Source organism: Micromonospora sp. WMMD736 (assembly GCF_049179015.1).
In the GTDB taxonomy this organism is placed as follows: Bacteria; Actinomycetota; Actinomycetes; order Mycobacteriales; family Micromonosporaceae; genus Micromonospora.
In genome coordinates this window covers 2,524,040-2,543,790 of sequence record NZ_JBMHMI010000001.1, presented here as the reverse complement: position 1 = coordinate 2,543,790, position 19,751 = coordinate 2,524,040, and the positions used below count along the sequence as shown (strand labels likewise).

General features: G+C 73.0%; 23 protein-coding genes and 1 pseudogene. 21 read left to right on the top strand and 3 right to left on the bottom strand.

Features of this window, described 5'->3' with window-relative positions; genetic code table 11:
• Nucleotides 1-22: 22 nt before the first annotated feature.
• The 7 genes from ACN269_RS10735 (at nucleotide 23) to ACN269_RS10705 (ending at nucleotide 7,690) form a co-directional block, all read left to right on the top strand.
• Nucleotides 23-1,522 (top strand): potassium/proton antiporter, encoded by a 1,500-nt coding sequence (locus tag ACN269_RS10735; protein WP_421472308.1) that lies wholly within the window; start codon nucleotides 23-25, stop codon nucleotides 1,520-1,522.
• 222 nt (nucleotides 1,523-1,744) lie between these two features.
• Nucleotides 1,745-2,164 carry a TraR/DksA family transcriptional regulator gene (locus ACN269_RS10730; protein ID WP_355049476.1) on the top strand — a complete coding sequence of 140 codons (420 nt, stop codon included), beginning with the start codon at nucleotides 1,745-1,747 and terminating at the stop codon, nucleotides 2,162-2,164.
• Nucleotides 2,165-2,230: 66 nt separating this feature from the next.
• Nucleotides 2,231-2,845: a signal peptidase II gene (gene lspA, locus ACN269_RS10725; protein WP_421472307.1), complete on the top strand. Its 615-nt coding sequence runs from the start codon at nucleotides 2,231-2,233 to the stop codon at nucleotides 2,843-2,845.
• Nucleotides 2,842-3,786 (top strand): RluA family pseudouridine synthase, encoded by a 945-nt coding sequence (locus ACN269_RS10720; protein WP_421472306.1) that lies wholly within the window; start codon nucleotides 2,842-2,844, stop codon nucleotides 3,784-3,786. The genes lspA and ACN269_RS10720 overlap by 4 nt, the downstream gene beginning before the upstream one ends.
• 42 nt (nucleotides 3,787-3,828) lie before the next feature.
• Nucleotides 3,829-4,851: a hypothetical protein gene (locus tag ACN269_RS10715; RefSeq protein WP_421472305.1), complete on the top strand. Its 1,023-nt coding sequence runs from the start codon at nucleotides 3,829-3,831 to the stop codon at nucleotides 4,849-4,851.
• A gap of 74 nt (nucleotides 4,852-4,925) precedes the next feature.
• A complete protein-coding gene (locus ACN269_RS10710; RefSeq protein ID WP_421472304.1) occupies nucleotides 4,926-6,632 on the top strand; it encodes an AAA family ATPase in 1,707 nt (568 codons plus the stop codon).
• Nucleotides 6,633-6,688: 56 nt separating this feature from the next.
• Nucleotides 6,689-7,690 carry a DUF2567 domain-containing protein gene (locus tag ACN269_RS10705; protein ID WP_421472303.1) on the top strand — a complete coding sequence of 334 codons (1,002 nt, stop codon included), beginning with the start codon at nucleotides 6,689-6,691 and terminating at the stop codon, nucleotides 7,688-7,690.
• On the opposite strand, the gene ACN269_RS10700 is transcribed toward ACN269_RS10705, so the two are convergent.
• Nucleotides 7,605-8,309: an LON peptidase substrate-binding domain-containing protein gene (locus ACN269_RS10700; RefSeq protein WP_396799204.1), complete on the bottom strand. Its 705-nt coding sequence runs from the start codon at nucleotides 8,307-8,309 to the stop codon at nucleotides 7,605-7,607. The genes ACN269_RS10705 and ACN269_RS10700 overlap by 86 nt on opposite strands.
• 106 nt (nucleotides 8,310-8,415) lie before the next feature.
• On the opposite strand from ACN269_RS10700, the gene hisD reads away from it, so the two are divergent.
• The 13 genes from hisD (at nucleotide 8,416) to ACN269_RS10635 (ending at nucleotide 17,030) form a co-directional block, all read left to right on the top strand.
• Nucleotides 8,416-9,738, top strand: coding sequence for a histidinol dehydrogenase (gene hisD / locus ACN269_RS10695; RefSeq protein ID WP_421472302.1), 1,323 nt, complete (start codon nucleotides 8,416-8,418; stop codon nucleotides 9,736-9,738).
• Complete coding sequence (locus ACN269_RS10690; protein WP_421472301.1) at nucleotides 9,735-10,865, top strand: histidinol-phosphate transaminase; 1,131 nt, start codon at nucleotides 9,735-9,737, stop codon at nucleotides 10,863-10,865. The genes hisD and ACN269_RS10690 overlap by 4 nt, the downstream gene beginning before the upstream one ends.
• Complete coding sequence (gene hisB, locus ACN269_RS10685) at nucleotides 10,862-11,473, top strand: imidazoleglycerol-phosphate dehydratase HisB (protein WP_355049484.1); 612 nt, start codon at nucleotides 10,862-10,864, stop codon at nucleotides 11,471-11,473. The genes ACN269_RS10690 and hisB overlap by 4 nt, the downstream gene beginning before the upstream one ends.
• A 178-nt stretch (nucleotides 11,474-11,651) precedes the next feature.
• Complete coding sequence (locus ACN269_RS10680) at nucleotides 11,652-11,825, top strand: hypothetical protein (protein WP_354856150.1); 174 nt, start codon at nucleotides 11,652-11,654, stop codon at nucleotides 11,823-11,825.
• A complete protein-coding gene (gene hisH / locus ACN269_RS10675; RefSeq protein WP_421472300.1) occupies nucleotides 11,822-12,457 on the top strand; it encodes an imidazole glycerol phosphate synthase subunit HisH in 636 nt (211 codons plus the stop codon). Before ACN269_RS10680 ends, hisH begins: the two co-directional genes overlap by 4 nt.
• A gap of 39 nt (nucleotides 12,458-12,496) precedes the next feature.
• Nucleotides 12,497-12,820 carry a hypothetical protein gene (locus ACN269_RS10670; RefSeq protein WP_421472299.1) on the top strand — a complete coding sequence of 108 codons (324 nt, stop codon included), beginning with the start codon at nucleotides 12,497-12,499 and terminating at the stop codon, nucleotides 12,818-12,820.
• A gap of 14 nt (nucleotides 12,821-12,834) precedes the next feature.
• Nucleotides 12,835-13,560, top strand: a complete 726-nt coding sequence (priA, locus tag ACN269_RS10665; protein ID WP_421472298.1) for a bifunctional 1-(5-phosphoribosyl)-5-((5-phosphoribosylamino)methylideneamino)imidazole-4-carboxamide isomerase/phosphoribosylanthranilate isomerase PriA — start codon at nucleotides 12,835-12,837, stop codon at nucleotides 13,558-13,560.
• Entirely contained in the window at nucleotides 13,557-13,946 is a 390-nt protein-coding gene (locus ACN269_RS10660) for a RidA family protein (RefSeq protein ID WP_421472297.1), read from the top strand. The genes priA and ACN269_RS10660 overlap by 4 nt, the downstream gene beginning before the upstream one ends.
• Before the next feature lie 81 nt (nucleotides 13,947-14,027).
• The gene (locus ACN269_RS10655) at nucleotides 14,028-14,474 is read left to right on the top strand and encodes a MarR family winged helix-turn-helix transcriptional regulator (RefSeq protein WP_421472296.1); all 447 of its coding nucleotides are present in this window, start codon (nucleotides 14,028-14,030) and stop codon (nucleotides 14,472-14,474) included.
• A gap of 6 nt (nucleotides 14,475-14,480) precedes the next feature.
• On the top strand, nucleotides 14,481-14,912 hold the full coding sequence (locus ACN269_RS10650) for an organic hydroperoxide resistance protein (RefSeq protein ID WP_421472295.1): 432 nt from the start codon (nucleotides 14,481-14,483) through the stop codon (nucleotides 14,910-14,912).
• A gap of 47 nt (nucleotides 14,913-14,959) precedes the next feature.
• Complete coding sequence (locus tag ACN269_RS10645; RefSeq protein ID WP_421472294.1) at nucleotides 14,960-15,958, top strand: NADP-dependent oxidoreductase; 999 nt, start codon at nucleotides 14,960-14,962, stop codon at nucleotides 15,956-15,958.
• Between the two features lie 73 nt (nucleotides 15,959-16,031).
• Nucleotides 16,032-16,799 carry an imidazole glycerol phosphate synthase subunit HisF gene (gene hisF / locus ACN269_RS10640; RefSeq protein WP_421472293.1) on the top strand — a complete coding sequence of 256 codons (768 nt, stop codon included), beginning with the start codon at nucleotides 16,032-16,034 and terminating at the stop codon, nucleotides 16,797-16,799.
• A 24-nt stretch (nucleotides 16,800-16,823) separates the two neighbouring features.
• The gene (locus tag ACN269_RS10635) at nucleotides 16,824-17,030 is read left to right on the top strand and encodes a DUF397 domain-containing protein (RefSeq protein ID WP_421472292.1); all 207 of its coding nucleotides are present in this window, start codon (nucleotides 16,824-16,826) and stop codon (nucleotides 17,028-17,030) included.
• Nucleotides 17,031-17,220: 190 nt separating this feature from the next.
• On the opposite strand, the gene ACN269_RS10630 is transcribed toward ACN269_RS10635, so the two are convergent.
• Together ACN269_RS10630 and ACN269_RS10625 are read right to left on the bottom strand one after the other, a co-directional pair.
• On the bottom strand, nucleotides 17,221-17,928 hold the full coding sequence (locus ACN269_RS10630; RefSeq protein ID WP_421472291.1) for a 5-formyltetrahydrofolate cyclo-ligase: 708 nt from the start codon (nucleotides 17,926-17,928) through the stop codon (nucleotides 17,221-17,223).
• A gap of 10 nt (nucleotides 17,929-17,938) precedes the next feature.
• Nucleotides 17,939-19,132: a helix-turn-helix transcriptional regulator gene (locus ACN269_RS10625; protein ID WP_421472290.1), complete on the bottom strand. Its 1,194-nt coding sequence runs from the start codon at nucleotides 19,130-19,132 to the stop codon at nucleotides 17,939-17,941.
• A gap of 333 nt (nucleotides 19,133-19,465) precedes the next feature.
• On the opposite strand from ACN269_RS10625, the pseudogene ACN269_RS10620 reads away from it, so the two are divergent.
• Nucleotides 19,466-19,747: pseudogene (locus ACN269_RS10620) on the top strand (hypothetical protein); the annotation flags it as partial.
• Nucleotides 19,748-19,751 lie beyond the last annotated feature (4 nt).

Sequence of the window (19,751 nt, the reverse complement as noted above, 5' to 3'; positions counted from 1 at the left end):
GGACCGCCCGGGCCCGGCGACCGTGACGCCCGGGCTGGACATCGCGCTGTTGCTCGGCGCGGCCGTGCTGCTGGTGGCGGTCGGCGCGGTCCGGCTCTCGACCCGCCTCGGGGTGCCCAGCCTGCTGGTCTACCTGGCGCTCGGCGTGGCCATCGGCGAGGCCGGGCTCGGTATCCGCTTCGACGACGTCGACCTGACCCGGACCCTCGGCTTCTGCGCGCTGATCGTGATCATCGCCGAGGGTGGCCTCACCGCCCGGTGGAGCACGCTGCGTCCGGTGCTTGGACTGGCGTCCGCGCTCTCCACGGTCGGCGTGGTGGTCAGCATCGTGGTGGTCGGCGTCGTCGTACACCTGCTGCTGGGTCTGGACTGGCGGTTGGCGCTGCTCTACGGCGCGGTGCTCTCCTCCACCGACGCGGCGGCGGTGTTCGCCACCCTGCGGCGACTGCGGTTGCCGCCCCGACTGGTGGCCACGCTGGAGGCCGAGTCGGGCATGAACGACGCTCCGGTGGTGCTGCTGGTGGTGCTGCTGTCGCACCGGGGCCTGTCGCATCCGTGGTGGTACGAGGTCGCGCTGGTCTGTTACGAGCTGGGCGTCGGCGCGGCGGTGGGCGTGGGCGCGGGTCTCGCCGGCACCTGGGCGCTGCGCCGGGCGGCGCTGCCCTCGGCCGGCCTGTACCCGATCGCGGCGGTGGGGATCACCGTCCTCGCGTACGCCGCCGGCGCCGTGCTGCACGCCTCGGGCTTCCTCGCCGTCTACGTGGCGGGGGTGCTGTTGGGCAACGCCCGCCTGCCGCACCGACAGGCGATCCTCGGCTTCGCCGACGGGCTGGCCTGGCTCGCGCAGATCGGGCTGTTCGTGCTGCTCGGCCTGCTGGTCGCGCCGGGCCGGTTGGACGCCGCGGTGCTACCGGCGGTGGTCGCCGGGCTGGCGCTGGTGCTGCTGGCCCGACCATTGTCGGTGGCGGTCTCGGCGTTGCCGTTCCGGGTGGGCCTGCGGGAGCAGGCGTTCCTGTCCTGGGCCGGGCTGCGCGGGGCGGTGCCGATCGTGCTGGCCACCATTCCGCTCTCGCAGCGGGTGCCGGGCGCGGAGCGCCTCTTCGACGCGGTCTTCGTGCTGGTAGTGATCTTCACACTGGTGCAGACCGGCACGCTCGGTCCGCTCGCCCGCCGGCTGGGGACCACCGCGCCGGCCGAGGCCGCCGAGATCCACGTGGAGACCGCGCCGCTGGAGCGGATGCGCGCCGACCTGTTGCAGCTGGAGGTGCCGCCGGGCTCCCGGCTGGCCGGTGTGCACGTCGACGAGCTGCGGCTGCCGCTGGGCGCCTCGGTGACCCTGGTGCTGCGCGACGGGGTGGGTTTCGTGCCCGGCGCGGACACTCGGCTGAAGACCGGCGACAGCCTGCTGATCGTCGCCACCGCCGGGGTACGGGACGCCGCCGAACGGCGGCTGCGGGCCGTCAGCCGACGAGGTCGGCTGGCCCGATGGTTTGGTGAGTACGGGGATGAAGCGGTCGGTTGATCTGCTAGCGTTCCCTTTGCCCCAATTAGGTAGTCTCGGGGCGGTTGAGCGGTACGACGGTGCGCCACGTTGTCGGACGCCTGTACGTTCCGTATTCTTGCCAACCTCGGGAGTGCGCGGCCATTGTCGCCGTGCGCCCCTTTTCGTACTCAGGGGACGCCTCTGTCGGCGCCCCTGACCAGGTGCCGCGACCGCGCGGCTCCCCGGCCGAGGGAGCGACCCATGGCGAAGCCCGCCGACACCAGGACCGCCGGCCGCAAGCCGGTGGCCAAGGCCACCCGCAGCGCGGCGGAGACCGAGAAGATCCGGGCGGCGCTGGCGGCGCGGCGGGACGAGCTGCGCGCCGAGTACGATCAGACGCTGAGCGAGATCACCGAGCTGCAGCGCGAGCGGTTGACGGACTCGGCCGGGGACGACCAGGCCGACACCGGCACCAAGACCTTCGAGCGGGAGCAGGAGATCTCTCTCGCCAACAGCATCCTGGAACGGATCACGCAGGTCGAGCGCGCCCTGGAGCGCCTCGACGAGGGTGGTTACGGCTGGTGCGAGCGGTGCGGCAACCCGATCCCGGTCGAGCGCCTCGCCGCCTTCCCGTCGGCCACCCTGTGTGTGACGTGCAAGCAGTTGGAGGAGCGGCGCTGAAGGCCCGGTCCCCGTCTGCGACGAGACGGTGAGCGATCACCGCCGAGACACCTCGATGGGGAGCGCATGACCGCAGTACCGCCCGCCGAACCCGGCCGCACCGACCCGGACGGCGGCAAGCCCCGACCCCGGGCTGTCGCGATCCTCGCCGGAGTGGCCCTGGTGGCCCTGCTGGCCGACCTGGTGACCAAGCACCTCGCGCTGGCCGGCCTCACCGACCGCGAGCCGGTCCGGATCCTGGGCGGGCTGGTGTACCTGAGTCTGACCCGCAACAGCGGCGCCGCGTGGAGCATCGGGGCGGACTACACCTGGGTGTTCCCGCTGATCACCATCGGCGTGGTCGGCTGGATCGTGTGGATGGCGCTGCGGCTGCGCTCGCTGCCGTGGGCGATCTCCCTCGGCCTGGTGCTCGGCGGCGCGCTGGGCAACCTGATGGACCGGATCTTCCGGGCGCCCGCGCCCTTCCACGGGCACGTCGTCGACATGATCAGCGTCTTCGGGCCGTACGGCGAGTACTTCCCGGTGTTCAACCTGGCGGACAGCTCGCTCGTCTGCGGTGTGGTGCTGGCCGTGCTGCTCGAGCTGACCGGCCGGCAGCGCGACGGCCGGCGGGCCGGCGGTGCCGGTGCCACCGGCGACGCGGACGCCACCGCCGACGCCGAGCAGCGGGAGCGGGCATGACCTCCGCCTTCGCCGCTGGCGGCGACCACCGTTCCCTGCCCGTACCCGACGGTCTCGACGGCATGCGCCTGGACCAGGCGGTGTCCCGGCTCTTCGGCCTCTCCCGGACCGCCGCGGCCGCCCTCGTCGACGCGGGCGACGCCCTGGTGGACGGCGCTGTCCGGGCCAACTCGCACAAGGTCAAGGCCGGCTCCTGGCTGGACGTCACGCTGCCCGCCCCGGTCGCCCCGCCGACCGTGGTGCCGCAGGCGGTGCCGGGCCTGCGCGTCGTGTACGCCGACGACGACATCGTCGTGGTGGACAAGCCCGTCGGGGTGGCCGCGCACCCCAGCCCGGGATGGACCGGCCCGACGGTGATCGGCGCGCTCGCCGCGATCGGCCACCGCATCTCCACCAGTGGCGCCGCCGAGCGCCAGGGCGTGGTGCACCGCCTCGACGTGGGCACCACCGGAATCATGGTGGTGGCCAAGAGTGAGCAGGCGTACACGGCGTTGAAGCGGGCCTTCAAGTACCGCGAGGTCGACAAGGGCTACCACGCCGTGGTGCAGGGCCACCTGGACCCGCTGCGGGGCACCGTCGACGCGCCGATCGACCGGCACCCCACGCACGACTACCGCTGGGCCGTGGTGTCCGGCGGCAAGCCGAGCATCACCCACTACGACACCCTCGAGGCGTTCCCGGCCGCCAGCCTGGTCGACGTCCGGTTGGAGACCGGCCGGACCCACCAGATCCGGGTGCACTTCTCCACCCTGCGGCACCCCTGCGTGGGTGACCTCACGTACGGCGCCGACCCCACCCTCTCGGCCCGTCTCGGCCTGGCCCGTCAGTGGTTGCACGCCCGCGAACTGAGCTTTTTGCATCCCCGTTCGGGGGACGAGGTCCGGTTCGTCAGCGACTACCCTGACGATCTGGAACGTGCGCTTGAGATCCTGCGTGACTGAGCGGCGACCACCCGACATCGATCTGACGAGGGGATCCCGCCCGTGCGTGCCGGCGACCTGCTGCGGCAGCTGGACCAACGGCTGCTGCCGCCGTTGAGCCGGGCGGTGGCCCGTCTCGGTGACACCTCGACGCGGTCCGGGGTGCTCAGCTGGGCCGCGGTGCTCTCCGCCGCGGCGGTGCTGGGCACGGCCGTCTGGGCGGTCGACGACGCCCCGGTCAGCGACACGACGGTGGGCGAGGTGACCCGCGTCGGGGTGGCCGACGGCGACTCCGTCCCGGGCTACCTCAGCTCCGCGGCGGCCGACCTGGCCGCACTCGGTCCGACCGCTCCGGCCGCCGTGGACGGGACGTACGCGCTGGTGACGCTCGACGCGTACCTGCCACCGCAGCGACTGGCGACGGTGCTCGGCGACGTGTCGGTCTCGACGGTCTTCGGGCGGGTGCCGCTGCCCGGTCGGCAGACCGAGATCGTCCGGATGCCCGCCCTGCGGGTGCCCGACGACGTGGTCGCGCAGATGGAGCGGGTGGCCGCGCGCAAGGACGACGAGGCCGCCGACTACCGAGCGCGGGCGGGCGCGGTGCGCGGCGACGGCGTCGCCGAGCGCGAGCTGCGGGAGCGGTACGTCGTCGGCGCGGACGTGGCGAGCGCCGAGGCCCAGGCGTACCGGGCCGGCTGCGCCTGCGTCTACGCGGCGGTGGTGCGCGCGGCACCGGAGGCGCTGCGTCGGGTTGCCACCCGCCCGGACGTGCGGGCCGTCGATCCGGCGCCCGAGGTGTACCGGCTCGACCGCACGGTCTTCACGCCACCGTTGCCCGAGCAGAGCGACGTGGTCCGGCCGCCGGTCGACACCGGGCCGAGTCCGACGCCGCGCGCGAGCGACACTTCGACGTCGAGCACGCCGAGGCCGCCGGTGCCGATGGGCGAATCGTCGGAACCCGCACCGCTCGTAACGATTGCGTCACCCGAGCCGACCCCGGCGCAGTCCACCGAGCCTGCTCCGTCGGCGCTCACCACCTCCCCGGACGCGACCGACGCCGGGTTGCTGGCCACTTCCCCGCCGTGATCTACGCCGGGCGGCGTGCGTCCGCAGGAGTGGTCCGAATAGGGTTTGGTTCGTAGCCTGTCAGGCAGAGATCGATGGCGCTGGGAGGGCGGGCCGTGGAGGGCAGTGAGACCGGCTGGGGCCGGCCGGCCGAACCAGCGCCGAGGTGGCGGGCTCTGCTCGACCGTGCCCGGCTGGGCGGCCGGGCGGCGGAACAGCCCGAGCCCGAGCGCCGTGCCGACGAGACGGCCCCGGACCCACTGCCGCGACGCGCGGCCCCCAACGGCTACGCGGGGCGCGCGTCGGCCATCGGGCATCCGGCCGATCTGTCGTACGGCCAGGAGCCCGGTTACCGGGCCGAAGGGACGTACCGGGTCGACCCCGCCTACCGTGCCGAACCGGGATACCGGTCCGAGCCGGACTACCGTGCCGAGCCGGCGTACCGGTCCGAGCCGGACTACCGTGCCGAGCCGGCGTACCGGTCCGAGCCGGACTACCGTGCCGAGCCGGCGTACCGGTCCGAGCCGGCGTACCGGTCCGAGCCGGACTACCGTGCCGAGCCCGCGTACCGCGCGGAGCCCGGTTACCGGGCCGAGCCGACGTACCGGGCCGAGCCCGGTTACCGGGCCGAGCCGACCTACCGGGCCGAGCCGGGTTACCCGGTCGAACCGAATTACCAGGCCGAGCCCGAGCCGCCGCGCCGCGCGGAACCGGAGTCGCGCTACGCCATCCTGGACAACGGCTACCGGCAGGGCAATCCCGTGGGCGAGTCCCGGTACGCGCTGCTGGAGACCGGCTACCAGCCGGAAACCGGCTACCCGGCCCCCGCTCCGCCGGTGACACCGGCCCCGGCGATCGCGCCGCCGCCGGTCGTTCCGCCGCCCGCCCCGCCGGTCGCGCCGCCGCCGGTCGCGTCGGTCACCCCGCCCGGCTCGGCCCTCGCCGAGCGGGGCTTTCCAGCCCGGGTCGAATGGCGTCCGCAGGGCGTCGACCAGGAGTCCGAGCGCGCCACCGGGGTGCTCCGCCGCGACCTGGGCACGCCTCGGGTGTTCGCGTTCGCCAACCCCAAGGGCGGCGTGCACAAGACCACGGCGACCGTGCTCGCCGCCGCCACCGTCGGCAGCGTGCGGGGGCGGGGCGTACTGGCCTGGGACGACAACGAGCTGCGGGGCACCCTCGGGTTGCGTGCCGGCAGCGCCCGGCACGCCCGCACCATCCGGCACCTGGTCAGCGACCTCGCCCAGATCGAGATCATGGAGGGCGCGACGCTGCTGGAGCGGCTGGACGACTACCTGCGGCACGCCTCCGACGGCTCGTACGACGTGCTGGCCGGCGAGGAGAGCCCCCGGTTCGCGCAGCGGCTCGACCAGTTCACCGTCAAGCGGGTGCTCGAGCTCCTGCGGCGTACGCACGACGTGATCTGCGTGGACACCGGCAACAATGTGGAGAGCCCCAACTGGCGCACCGTGATGCACGCCGCCGACCAACTGGTGGTCACCACCGTGCCCCGCGAGGACGCGGCGTTCAGCGCCGACTGGATGCTCGACCTGTTGCACGAGGAGGGGATGGGCGAGTTGGCCGACAACGCGGTCACCCTCATCTCCTGCCCCACCCCCGGCCGCTCGGCGCTACAGGACGACCTGGAACGGCACTTCGCCACGCGTACCCGCGCGGTGGCGGTGGTGCCGTACGACCCGGCGTTGGAGACCGGCTCGTCGATCGAGTACCACCAGCTCCAGCCGGAGACCCGCCAGGCGTGGCTGCGGGCCGCCGCGGCCATGGCGGAGCCGTTCGCCCGGTGAGCTGGTTCGCCGCCACCGGCGCCCCGGCCCGTCGCGGGGCCTGAGAGGATCATCGGGTGAGCCCGGACAACCCCGACCCGCAGCGGCACGTGGACATCCCCGACGACCGCTCCGCGCCACCCCGACCGTCGGCCGTGCCGCCGCCGGGCGGGTCCGCCCCGCCCACCGGGTCGGCGGTGCCGCCGCCGTCCACGACGAACGAGTCGACCGCGTCCGGGTCGGCGGTGCCGCCGGCGTCCGCGACGAACGAGTCGACCGCGTCCGGGTCGGCCGCGCCGTCACCGTCGGCCGCGCCGAGCGCGTCCGGGTCGCCGGGTGCGTCCAGCGGGTCCGCCGGGACGTCGTTCGGGTCGCTTCCCGAGCAGGATGCCGCCGTGCCGGCGTACCCGAGCGGGGTGGAGCTGACCCCCGACGAGCCGCGCCGGCCGCTGCGGACGGTGGCTACGGTGCTCGGCGCGGCGCTCGCGCTGGCCGTGCTGGGTGCGCCGCTCGGGCTGCTCTGGGCGGCGTTCGCGCCGGACACCCCGGTGCTCAAGACCGCCGAGGGCGCGATCTACGCCGAGCCCCAGCCGGAGCAGCCGATCGCCGCCGACGGCTGGTTCAGCCTGCTCGGGCTGGCGTTCGGGGTGCTCGCCGCGCTGGCCCTGTGGTTCCTGCTGCGTCGGCGACGCGGCCCGGTCGGACTGCTCGGCGCGGTGCTGGGCACGCTCGCCGCAGCCCCGGTGGCCTGGCAGGTGGGGCGTCGGGTGGGGCTGGCGACGTTCGACCGGCTGTTGGAGAGCGCCCCGGCGGGGCAGGCCTTCACCAAACCCGCCGACCTGCGGGCCGGCGGGATCGACTGGCTCGGGTACGTGCTGCCGGTGCCGCACGGCAACCTGCTGCTGCCGGCGTTCGGAGCCGCCGTCACGTACACCCTGCTGGCCGGCTGGTCGCGGTGGCCGTCGCTGCGCCCGGAGCCGGACCCGGCGTCGTTCAGTTGGGTGTCGGCGGGGACGCCAGCTCCGACAACGGCACCGGAACCGCCCGCACCTGGCGCAGCAGAGCCGCCTCGCGGTTGAGCAGCCGTAGCTCGGCGCGCAGCCGGGCGGCGGTGTCGTCGATGGCGAGCAGCCGCTGCCGGTCGTCGACGGTCAGGGCGGCGGTGGCCGCCACCAGGTGCGACAACACCGTCGGGTCCTCCGGAAGCTGCTCGGAGATCTCCTCCGGGTCGGGCCGGATCAGGCTCAGGTACTGCCGGAACACCGCGATCACGCGGGCGGCCAGCAGGTCGGCGACCTCGTCCGGCCCGCTGGCCTCGGGAAGCCATTCCACCGCGGCCGTCAGGTAGGGCGCGGTGGCGTCGTCGACGTCGGCGATCCGGAATCGACGTCGGCCCACCGTGACGATGTCGAAGCCACCGTCGGCCAGCTCGGTGACCTGGCGCAGCTCGGCGGTGCAGCCCACCTCGTGCAGGGTGACGTCGCCGACCCCGTTGCCGGCACGGGCGCCGGGCCCGGTGGGGGCCACCTCCCAGCCGGCCTGGATCGCCACCACGCCGAACTCGCGCGGCGCGCCCTCGGGCAGGTCGACCAGGTGCCGGACCAGGGCCCGGTAGCGCTCCTCGAAGATGTGCAGTGGCAGCACCAACCCGGGAAAGAGCACCGTTGCGAGCGGGAACACCGGCAGCCGTGCGGTCACGTCGTCGAGCCTAACCAATCCCGTCCGCGGCGGCGTGGCCCGGCTCACCGTCCCGCCGAGCGGACGGCTCGGGTGGGCGACGGAAGGGCCGCCTAGACTCGCAAGGGTGCTGAATCGGATCGACCTGCGCGACGGTCTCGGTGACCCGCGCCGTCTGCTGCCCCGTGCCCAGCTCGACGTGTCCGTTGCCGTCGAGCGGATCCGTCCGTTGGTGGAGGCGGTCCGCGACCATGGGTACCCGGCGATCCGGGAGGCCAGCGAGCGGTTCGACGGCGTCTCTCCGGAGGTGCTGCGGGTGCCCGTCGAGGCGATCGCCAAGGCCGAGGGAGTGCTCGACCCGGCGGTGCGCGAGGCGCTGCTGGAGTCGATCGGTCGGGCCCGCCGGGTGCACGCCGACCAGCGGCGTACCGACCACGTCACCCAGGTGGTTCCCGGCGGCACGGTCACCGAACGGTGGCTGCCCGTCGACCGGGTCGGCCTCTACGTCCCCGGCGGCCTGGCCATGTACCCGTCGACCGTGGTGATGAACGTGGTGCCGGCCCAGGCGGCCGGAGTGCGCTCGCTGGTGGTGGTCAGCCCGCCGCAGAAGGACAACGACGGCCTGCCCGACGCCCGGGTGCTCGCCGCGTGCGCGCTGCTCGGCGTCGACGAGGTGTACGCGGTCGGCGGCGCCCAGGCGGTCGCGATGCTGGCGTACGGCTCCGCCGTCGACCCGGCCGGTGAGCTGCGCTGCGAGCCCGTCGACCTGGTCACCGGCCCGGGCAACATCTGGGTGACGGCCGCCAAGCGGCTGCTGCGCGGCGTGGTCGGCATCGATGCCGAGGCCGGTCCGACCGAGATCGCCATCCTCGCCGACGACAGCGCCGACCCGGCGCACGTCGCCGCCGACCTGATCAGCCAGGCCGAGCACGACCCGCTCGCGGCGAGCGTGCTCGTCACCCCGTCGCTCGCGCTCGTCGACGCGGTCGAGGCGGAGCTGGCCCGGCAGGTGCCGGCCACCAAGCACGCCGAGCGGGTGACCACGGCGTTGACCGGCGAGCAGAGCGGCGTCGTCCTGGTCGACGACCTCGAGGCGGGGCTGCGGGTGGTCGACGCGTACGCGGCCGAGCACCTGGAGATCCAGACGGCCGACGCCCGGGAGTGGGCGCTGCGCGTGCGCAACGCCGGGGCGATCTTCGTGGGCGCCTGGTCGCCGGTGTCGCTCGGCGACTACTGCGCCGGCTCCAACCACGTGCTGCCCACCGGCGGCTGCGCCCGGCACTCCTCGGGCCTGTCGGTGCAGTCCTTCCTGCGCGGGGTGCACCTGATCGAGTACACCGAGGCCGCGCTGCGCGACGTCGCGCCGCACGTGGTGACCCTGGCGACCGTGGAGGACCTGCCGGCGCACGGCCAGGCCGTCCAGGTCCGGTTCGCGGGGGAGTCGGCGTGAGCGGCCTCGACGATCTGCCGATCCGCGACGACCTGCGTGGCCTCTCGCCGTACGGGGCACCCCAGCTCGACGTGGCGGTGCGGCTCAACACCAACGAGAACTCCTACCCGGTGCCCGAGTCGGTGGTGGACGCGATCGGCAAGGCGCTCGCCGCCGAGCTGCGTGACCTGAACCGCTACCCGGACCGGGACGCGGTGGCGCTGCGCGCCGACCTGGCCGCATACCTGGGACACGGGCTCACCGTCGAGCAGGTCTGGGCGGCGAACGGCTCCAACGAGATCCAGCAGCAGCTCCTTCAGGCGTTCGCCGGGCCGGGGCGTACTGCGCTGGGCTTCGTCCCGTCGTACTCGATGTACCCGCTGCTGGCCCTCGGCACCGGCACCCGATGGGTGCCGGCCCGGCGCGGCGTCGACTTCGGGTTGACCGCCGACGAGGCGGTCGCCCAGGTCCGCGAGCACCGGCCCGACGTGGTCTTCCTCTGCTCACCCAACAACCCGACCGGCACCGCTCTCGACCCGGCGGTCGTCGCCGCCGTGCTCGACGTCGCGCCCGGCATGGTGGTCGTCGACGAGGCGTACGCCGAGTTCGCCCGGCCCGGCACGGTCAGCGCCCTCGCGGTGCTGCCCGGCCACCCACGGCTCGTGGTGACCCGCACGATGAGCAAGGCCTTCGGTTTCGCCGGGGGCCGGCTGGGTTACCTGGCCGCCGACCCGGCCGTGGTGGAGGCGGTGCAGCTCGTCCGCCTGCCCTACCATCTGTCCGCGCTGACCCAGGCCGCCGCCCGCGCGGCGCTGACCCACCGCGACGCCCTGCTCGGTACGGTGGCTGCCGTGAAGGCGCAGCGGGACCGGATCGTGGCGACGCTGCGCGGGCGTGGCCTGCGGGTGGCCGACAGTGACGCCAACTTCGTGCTGTTCGAGGTCGGCGGTGACCAGACCACCGTCTGGCATGCCCTGCTGGAGCAGGGGGTGCTGGTCCGTGACGTCGGCCTGCCCGGCTGGCTACGGGTGACCGCCGGCACGCCGGCCGAGACCGACGCTTTTCTGACTGCGATGGAGACTGCAGCGATGGGAGCGCGAGGAGTGAGCTTGCGAGCCCCGCAGTCGCGACCGAAAGGTAAGCAATGAGCCGGACCGCCCGGGTGGAGCGGATCACCAAGGAGACCAAGGTCCTCGTCGAGATCGACCTCGACGGCACCGGCGCCGCCGAGATCAGCACCGGCGTGGGCTTCTACGACCACATGCTCCACCAGATCGCCCGGCACGGCGGCTACGACCTGACCGTCCGCACGGTGGGCGACCTGGAGATCGACGCGCACCACACGATGGAGGACACCGCCCTGGCGTTGGGCGCCGCGTTCGACCAGGCGCTCGGCGACAAGGCCGGCATCCGGCGGTACGGGTCGGCGACCGTCCCGATGGACGAGGTGCTGGTCCGGGCCGCGGTGGACCTGTCCGGCCGCCCCTACGTGGTGCACGACGAGCCGCTGCTCGCGCCGTACATCGGGCCGGTCTACGCGACGAGCATGACCCGGCACATCTGGGAGTCGTTCGGCCAGGCGGCCCGGGTGACCCTGCACGTCGACGTGCTGCGGGCGGCGCGTCCCGGTGGCCACCCGGACGCCCACCACGTGGTGGAGGCCCAGTTCAAGGCGGTCTCGCGGGCGCTGCGCGAGGCCACCGCGATCGACCCACGGGCGGCGGGCGCGATTCCGAGCACGAAGGGTGCGCTCTGATGAGCGCGAGGAGTGCAGCGAAGCGGAGCCCCGCAGTCGCGAATGAAGGGTGCGCTCTGATGAGCGCGAGGAGTGCAGCGAAGCGGAGCCCCGCAGTCGCGAATGAAGGGTGCGCTCTGATGAGCGCGAGGAGTGCAGCGAAGCGGAGCCCCGCAGTCGCGAACGAAAGGTGGCTCTGATGGGTGCCGCGCTGCCGACGCTGTTGCTGATCCTCGCCGGGGTGCTGGTCGGTGGGGCGTGGTCGCTGCACCGGCAGGGCGCTCCACGTGGTGCAGTCGTGATCACCGCCCTGTTGGCGCTGCTCGCCACGGCCGCCGGGGTGCTGCGGCTGATCCCGGAGTCGGGGTCGTGACCGCCGACGTGGTGGTGCTCGACTACGGCTCGGGCAACCTGCGCTCGGCGGAGCGGGCCCTCGAAGCGGCCGGCGCGTCCGTCCGGGTGACCGACGACCTGGCTGCGGCCGCCGCAGCGGACGGTCTGGTGGTGCCGGGGGTGGGCGCGTACGCCGCCTGCATGGCGGGTATCGAGGCGATCGGCGCGGGCCCGGTGATCGCGGAGCGGGTGGCGGCAGGCCGCCCGGTGCTCGGCATCTGCGTGGGCATGCAGGTGCTCTTCGAGTACGGCGAGGAGCACGGCGTCGTGGCGAAGGGCCTGGGGCTGCTGCCCGGCGGGGTGACCCGGTTGGCGGCGCACCGGCTGCCGCACATGGGCTGGAACACGGTCCGCGCGCCCCGGGGTTCGGTGCTGTTCGCCGGATTGCCGACGCAGAGCCGCTTCTACTTCGTGCACTCGTACGCGATGGGCGACCCGGCGGCGCTGTCGGGCGCGGGCGCGCTGGTGACCACGGCGCACCACGACACCGACTTCGTGGCGGCCGTGGAGCGTGGGCCGCTGTCGGCGGCGCAGTTCCACCCGGAGAAGTCCGCCGACACCGGTGCCGCGCTGTTGCGCAACTGGCTCGCCACCCTGCCCGCCGGTGACTGAGCGTCGGCACCACCCGGCGTCCGACCCGTGGGCGGCGCGGTGAGTCGCGAACGGGCCCGCCGGAGGGCGGAACGCGAGGCGGAGTTGGCGCGGGAGCGGGCGGTCCGGCAGCGTCGGGTGGCCCGTCGGCAGCGCCGCCGCGCGGTGCTGCGTCGGTTGACGCCGCGGGTACGGCGGGGTCGTTCGGGTCGGCTGGCCCGGCACTCGCGCGGGGAGCGCGCGGCGATCGTGCTGCTCACCGGCGCGGCGATGATCCTGATCTGGACGTTCGTCGACAATATGGCGCTGCGCGTCGCGCTGATCGTGCTGTTGCTGCTCGTACTGCCGGCGATCGTGGTGATCGCCCTGGACCGTCGTACCTGATCGAGGAGAAGACGTTGAGCCTCACCCTTTTACCCGCCGTGGACGTCGCCGACGGCCGGGCCGTTCGGCTCGTGCAGGGCGCCCTTGGCAGCGAGAGCGTCTACGGCGACCCGTTGGACGCGGCGCTGGCGTGGCAGCGCGACGGCGCCGAGTGGATCCACCTGGTGGACCTGGACGCGGCGTTCGGTCGGGGCAGCAACGCGCACCTGCTCGCCGAGGTGGTGCGCCAGTTGGACGTGCGGGTCGAGCTGTCCGGTGGGATCCGCGACGACGAGTCGCTACGCGCGGCGCTGGGCACCGGGGCGGCCCGGGTCAACATCGGCACCGCCGCCCTGGAGGACCCCGAGTGGTGCGACCGGGTGGTCGGGGAGTACGGCGACCGGGTCGCCATCGGGCTGGACGTCCGGGGTCAGACGCTGTCCGCGCGGGGATGGACCCGTGACGGCGGTGACCTGTACGAGGTGCTGGAGCGCCTGGACAAGGCGGGGGCCACGCGGTACGTCGTCACCGACATCACCAAGGACGGCACGATGCGCGGGCCGAACCTGGACCTGCTGCGGGACGTGTGCGCGCGGACCGACCGGCCGGTGATCGCCTCCGGCGGGGTGTCCACGCTGGACGACCTGCGGGCGCTGGCCACCCTGGAGCCGTTGGGTGTGGAGGGTGTGATCGCCGGCAAGGCGCTGTACGCGGGCGCGTTCACGGTGGCCGAGGCGCTGCGCACCCTGGCCGAGGCGTGACCGTCACCCGGCTGGGCTCGGGTGGGCCGTGGGAGCAGAGCTACGGCTACTCCCGGGTGGTCCGGGCCGGTGACCTGGCCCTCACGGCCGGTTGCACCTCCACCGTGGACGGTCGGGTGGTGCATGTCGGGGACGCCGCCGCGCAGACGGCGCAGGCGCTGCGGATCGGCTTGGCGGCACTCGCCGAGGTGGGCGTGGAGCCGGGTGACGTGGTCCGCACCCGGATGTACGTGACCGACCGGCTGCACGCCGACGAGGTGGGCCGGGCGCACAACGCGGTCTTCGGCGCGGTCCGGCCGGTGGCGACGCTGGTGGTGGTGGCGGGTCTGCTCGATCCGGACCACCTGGTCGAGGTGGAGTTGGAGGCGTACGTCGGCGACCGTTGAGCCCGGCCCGGTGGCCGGGGTCACGGCCGCCGTCCGCGTCGATCGGTTGTGCACAACTTAATTGCGGGCTACGGTTCAACGGTGTCCGATGACCTGGTGCTGCGCCGACAGGTGTGCTTCGCGCTCTACGCCGCGTCGCGCGCCCTCACCGACGTGTACCGGCCGATCCTCGACGAGGTCGGGCTGACCTACCCGCAGTACCTGGTGCTGCTGGTCCTCTGGGAACGCCCCGACGACCCGCCGGCGGTCTCCGAGCTGGGCGCCGAGCTGCGGCTCGACTCCGGCACACTCTCCCCGCTGCTCAAGCGACTGGAGAGCGCGGGCCTGGTGGCCCGCCGACGCTCGGCCCGCGACGAACGGCGCGTCGAGGTGAGCCTCACCGAGCAGGGACGGGCGCTGCGCGAGCGACTCTGCGACGTCCCGCTGCGGATCGCGCAGGCCACCGGCCTGGGCATCGACGAGCTGGTCGCGCTGCGCGACACCCTCACCCGGGTCACCGAGACCATCCACCCACAGAAGGAGCAGTGAGACATCATGAAGGTCCTCTACACCGCGTCCGCGACCGCCACCGGTGACGGCCGGGACGGCCACGTCGAGACCTCCGACGGCACCTTCGCCCTGGACCTCGCGTCGCCCAAGGAGATGGGTGGCGAGGGTGGCGGCGCCAACCCCGAGCAGCTCTTCGCCGCCGGCTACGCGGCCTGCTTCCACAGCGCCCTGCGCATCGTCGGTCGCCGCGCCAAGGCCGACGTGACCGGCTCGGTCGTCTCCGCCGAGGTCGGCATCGGCCCGAACGGCAGCGGTGGCTTCGGGCTCACCGCCCAGCTCATCGTGGACCTGCCCGCCGTCCCCCGGGAGACCGCCGAGCAGCTCGTCGAGCAGGCCCACCAGGTCTGCCCGTACTCCAACGCCACCCGCGGCAACATCGAGGTCGCGCTGACCGTCCGCGAGACCCTGGCCGCCTGACCGTCGCGGCCCCGGACCCCACCCGCGTACGAGAGGACGACCCCCTGATGACCAGCAACCGCGAGATCCACCTGGCCCGCCGCCCCGAGGGCTGGCCCACCGAGGACACCTTCCGACTCGTCGAGACCGACGTCCCGACGCCCGGACCGGGCCAGATCGTGGTCCGCAACCAGTACATCTCCGTCGACCCGTACATGCGGGGACGGATGAACGACGCCAAGTCGTACGTGCCGCCGTTCGCGCTCGACGCCCCGCTCGACGGGGCCGCCGTCGGCGAGGTGGTGGCCAGCGAGTCACCCGACGTCGCCGTGGGCGACACCGTCCTGCACGGGCTCGGCTGGCGGGAGTACGCGCTGCTCGACGCCGGCCGCGCCCGCGCCGTCGACGCGAGCATCGCCCCGGCCAGCGCGTACCTGAGCGTGCTCGGCGTGCCCGGACTGACCGCGTACGCCGGTCTGTTGGAGGTCGCCGCGATGCGGCCCGACGAGACGGTCTTCGTCTCCGCCGCGGCCGGCGCGGTCGGCAGTCTGGTGGGCCAGATCGCCAAGCTCAAGGGCGCGGGTCGAGTCGTCGGCAGCGCCGGCTCGGCCGCCAAGGTCGAGCGGCTCCGGGCACTCGGCTTCGACGCCGCGTTCGACTACCACGACGGGCCGGTCCGTGAGTCGCTGCGCGCCGCCGCCCCGGACGGCATCGACGTCTACTTCGACAACGTCGGCGGTGACCACCTGGAGGCGGCCATCTCGGCCATGAACCTGCACGGCCGGGTCGCCATCTGCGGCATGATCGCCCAGTACAACACCACCGAGCCGCCGGCCGCGCCGCGCAACCTCACGCTGGTCATCGGCAAGCGGCTCACCCTGCGCGGGTTCCTGGTCAACGACCACAACAACCTGCGCGCGACGTTCGTCCAGGACGTCGCCGGCTGGCTACGCGAGGGCAAACTCTCCTACGACGAGACCGTCGTCGACGGTATCGAGAACGCCCCGGCGGCGTTCCTCGGCCTGCTGCGTGGCGAGAACCTGGGCAAGATGCTCGTCCGCGTGTGACGTGGACGTCCGGCGCGGCGGTCGGCCCCCTCGGGTCGGCCGCCGTGCCGCGCGCGGAGGATAGGCTGACGGCATGACGGTGGCGGTACGGGTGATCCCCTGTCTCGACGTGGACGCCGGGCGGGTGGTCAAGGGCGTCAACTTCCTCGACCTGCGGGACGCCGGCGACCCGGTGGAGCTGGCCGCCGCGTACGACCGAGCCGGCGCCGACGAGCTGACCTTCCTCGACGTCACCGCGTCGTCGAGCGACCGGGGCACCATGCTCGACGTGGTACGCCGCACCGCCGAGTCGGTCTTCATCCCGCTCACCGTCGGGGGTGGGGTCCGGCAGGTCGCCGACGTCGACAGGCTGCTGCGCGCCGGAGCCGACAAGGTCGGCGTGAACACCGCCGCCATCGCCCGGCCGGAGCTGATCGCCGAGATCGCCGACCGGTTCGGCCGGCAGGTGCTCGTGCTCTCCCTCGACGTACGCCGTGGGCCGGCCGGCGGCACGCCGAGCGGATTCGAGGTCACCACCCACGGTGGCCGACGCGGCACCGGCATCGACGCGGTGGACTGGGCCCGGCAGGTCGCCGAGCTGGGCGCGGGGGAGATCCTGCTCAACTCGATGGACGCCGACGGCACCAAGGCGGGCTTCGACCTCGAACTGATCGGCGCGGTCCGGGCCGTGGTGGACGTTCCGGTCGTCGCCAGCGGCGGGGCCGGCGAGGTGGCGCACTTCCCGCCCGCGATCGGAGCCGGGGCCGACGCGGTCCTCGCGGCCAGCGTCTTTCACTTCGGCGAGCTGACGGTGGGCGAGGTCAAGGACGCCCTGCGCCGCAGCGGCCACCCGGTGCGCTAGCGGCTCACAGCTAAGGAGGGCCACATGAAGCGCGACTTCCTGACCACCGCCACCTGGCGCAAGAGCAGCCGTAGCCTGAACGAAAATGCGCAGTGCGTCGAAGTCGCTCTGGCGTCGCACGCGGTCGGCATCCGTGACTCCAAGGACCCGTGCGGTCCGTCCCTGGTCGTGACCGCTGCGGCGTGGACGGCATTCCTCGACGGGGTCAAGGACGCGAGTCCGCGACCCTGAACCGTGCGACTCGAACACCTCGGCCTCTCATCGGCTCCACGCTGTCCCTGTGCCAGGTGTTCTCCATGCGAAACCGGCTGGGTCTGCGGCGCAGGGCGCTCGCCATCGGCGTTGCTGCCCCGAGCGCTCCCGCCCATGCCCAGCACCGGGCGTCTGCCGCCGACCGGCATCGCGTGGGCTAGCGGAGAAGTCAGCGCAGCACGGGGATGTTGTCGAGCTGATCGGGGCGAAGATTCGCCCTGATGATGCCGCAGGGTCGCTGTCGATCCGGCGCGCATGCGACGGCCTCGTCAGGAGTGACCGCGTAGTCGACGTTGAAGTCATGATCGTCGTGCGGTAGATCCTCGTCCAGGAGTTGGCTCTGGTGGACGGTGGTGGCGATTGCCGTTTCCTCGGTCACGAGGCCGGCCTCGGCCAGGAGCGCGATCTCCAGGTCGGAGTAGCCCGCTCCCTTGCCGAGCCGTACGCCGTTGGGTCGGCTGATCGCGACGCTGCCGCAGATGACCAGGTCCACTGGGCGCATGTCGTCGGTGCCGACGGTGGGCGCGACCTCGGGCGCACCGGTGCTCGTGGCGGCAGTCTCGAACGGGACTTCCAGAATGGCCGGGTCGAGCAGGTAAAACGGCTTCGGCGTGGCGAGTCGCGGGACCGCCATGTAGAGCAGCTTGCCTTCTTGGAGGGCGCGGACCCGGACGGGCAGTTGGGCCCGGTCGGGATTGCACTTGATGACCCGTGCCTGCTGCCAGACCTCCAGATCGGCGAGCCGGGCCGCCGCGTCCTCCTTCCCGACAAAGTCGGGGATGTGGCCATGCACCCCCGGCGGTGCGACGCCTTCGCGTTCGAGGAGGTCCCAGACGCGTCGTCGAGCGGTCTGCTTGGCGTCGTCGGTGCTTGTCACGCTGGCGCTCCTAGGGAGTCATGAGGGTGAGGAGCCGGTCGTTGACTTCCTGAACCGACGGATGGTCGCTCCAGGGACGCAGTTGCCGGGCTGCGGCGAAGGCGAGGTTGAGGCCACCTCCGGCGCGGGTCTGCTCGATGACATCAACGGCGAGATGCAGGTAGGCAACGGCGGTGGCGAGGTCACGGTGGCGGATGTTGGCGATGGCGAGATTGCCGAGGACGACAGCGGTCGACTTACGGCCTGCGGCGACCAGGTGATGAGCAGATTCCAAAGCCTTGATCGCCTCGGTCGGTCTGTTCAACGACAGCCAGCAGGAGCCCGCAAGCCGCGCGTGATGGCTGGGACAGTACAGAGCCGTGGCTGGATCCTGAGGGGCCACCGAGGCGAAGTGATGCTCGGCGGCTCCAAGGGCTTCACTGACAGCGGGCACCTGACCGAGCATGGCGTGTGCCTCGGCGCGGTGCAGGTGGGCGAGGCCGGCGAGCACCTGGCTGTCGCGGCGGCTGACGGCAGCTGCCTGCATGGTCAACGCGACGGCAGCGGTTGGCCGCCTTCTGCCGTAGAGGGCGAGGTAGCTCTTGCGAAGCAACGCGTTGGCTTCGGCGACAGGATCGCGGGCCTCCCTCGCGGCGTCGACCGCTTGGTCGAAGTAGGCCGCGCTGGCGGCGTGGTCGTGTCGCTGCGTGGCGTCCCACACCAGTTGGCCCATGAGCGTTGCCGCCTCGGCCACCGCCGCAGCCAGTTCGCGCTGCACCGAGCCGACCTCAGCGTGCTGGCGGAGGAAGACCGCCTGAGCGTGCGACTGGGCTGCTTCGGCGAGCAGCAGGGTCGACGGCGTCTGGTCGTAGCGTTCGTCCAGATGCCGCACGCGCTCCCGGAGGTGTGCCACGGTGATCAGGTCGACGCGACCGGGCCGCCGTAACGCATGGTCCAGACGCCCGTCGGGCGTGGCGGGTGGCTGACGGGTATCGGCCAGAAGATCAGCCAGTTCCTCGATGGACACCTTGAGCGCCGCAGCCAGGTGGGGACGGAGCCAGGGCTGCGGATCGGTCTCCACGCGTTCCCATCGCACGATGGTGGACCGATCCACGCCGAGGATCTCGGCGAGCCGTTCCTGGCTGAGGCCGATCGTCCTGCGTCGCTCCGCCAGCCGATGCCGCCGCGAGCCCGGCATGCGTTGTCCACTCCGGTCGCTGCGCATCACAGATCCATTTATCCAGCTCACGGTGGTCATCGCAATGGGAGTGCATCGGTTCTGCGTCATTGGCGCACTGGGATTCGCCGGCGTGCAGCGGTTGGGTGAAAACGAGCGATCAAGCAACCTACTCCGCAGGGGGTGCCGGGTGAACTGCTCGAAGCGAGATCGACCTGACCATCCGGCCGACCGCCCAGGTCCTGCTCAGGTCTGGACGACTCCCCATCTGCGTACCGCCATCGGGGCTGCGTGGGTGGGTGAGCGGCGGCCTTCCCCGAGCCGCCGCGCGACGGCGGTGGGCTCGCCATTCCCCCGGCGAGCCCACCGTCGGCCGTCACGATGGGAGGTGCCGGTATGACGGCGAGCCGTGACCGGCCATGTGAAGCCGGGCATTCGCCGATGCGTCCGTTGTGGCTGTGCCGCCGGTGTGGGCAGCCATGGCCGTGCGGGTCGGCGAAGCTGGCTCTCGTGGCCGAGTACCGCGACATGTCGTTGAGCCTGTTCCTCTACCTTGCTGGCTGCCTGCACGAGGCCATCGATGACTTGCACCGGCTCAACCCGGCCGTGACAGGCACCGCAGCCGACCTGTTCGATCGGTTCCTCGGCTGGCCGGCCCGGCACCGCC

Bases quoted from the DNA above. Each gene is read 5' to 3' on its own strand.
- lspA (WP_421472307.1), top strand. From the start codon at position 2,231: ATGACCGCAGTACCGCCCGCCGAACCCGGCCGCACCGACCCGGACGGC.
- ACN269_RS10730 (WP_355049476.1), top strand. From the start codon at position 1,745: ATGGCGAAGCCCGCCGACACCAGGACCGCCGGCCGCAAGCCGGTGGCC.
- ACN269_RS10720 (WP_421472306.1), top strand. From the start codon at position 2,842: ATGACCTCCGCCTTCGCCGCTGGCGGCGACCACCGTTCCCTGCCCGTA.
- ACN269_RS10710 (WP_421472304.1), top strand. From the start codon at position 4,926: ATGGCGCTGGGAGGGCGGGCCGTGGAGGGCAGTGAGACCGGCTGGGGC.
- ACN269_RS10645 (WP_421472294.1), top strand. From the start codon at position 14,960: ATGACCAGCAACCGCGAGATCCACCTGGCCCGCCGCCCCGAGGGCTGG.
- hisB (WP_355049484.1), top strand. From the start codon at position 10,862: ATGAGCCGGACCGCCCGGGTGGAGCGGATCACCAAGGAGACCAAGGTC.
- ACN269_RS10635 (WP_421472292.1), top strand. From the start codon at position 16,824: ATGAAGCGCGACTTCCTGACCACCGCCACCTGGCGCAAGAGCAGCCGT.
- ACN269_RS10680 (WP_354856150.1), top strand. From the start codon at position 11,652: ATGGGTGCCGCGCTGCCGACGCTGTTGCTGATCCTCGCCGGGGTGCTG.
- ACN269_RS10650 (WP_421472295.1), top strand. From the start codon at position 14,481: ATGAAGGTCCTCTACACCGCGTCCGCGACCGCCACCGGTGACGGCCGG.
- hisF (WP_421472293.1), top strand. From the start codon at position 16,032: ATGACGGTGGCGGTACGGGTGATCCCCTGTCTCGACGTGGACGCCGGG.
- ACN269_RS10625 (WP_421472290.1), bottom strand. From the start codon at position 19,132: ATGCGCAGCGACCGGAGTGGACAACGCATGCCGGGCTCGCGGCGGCAT.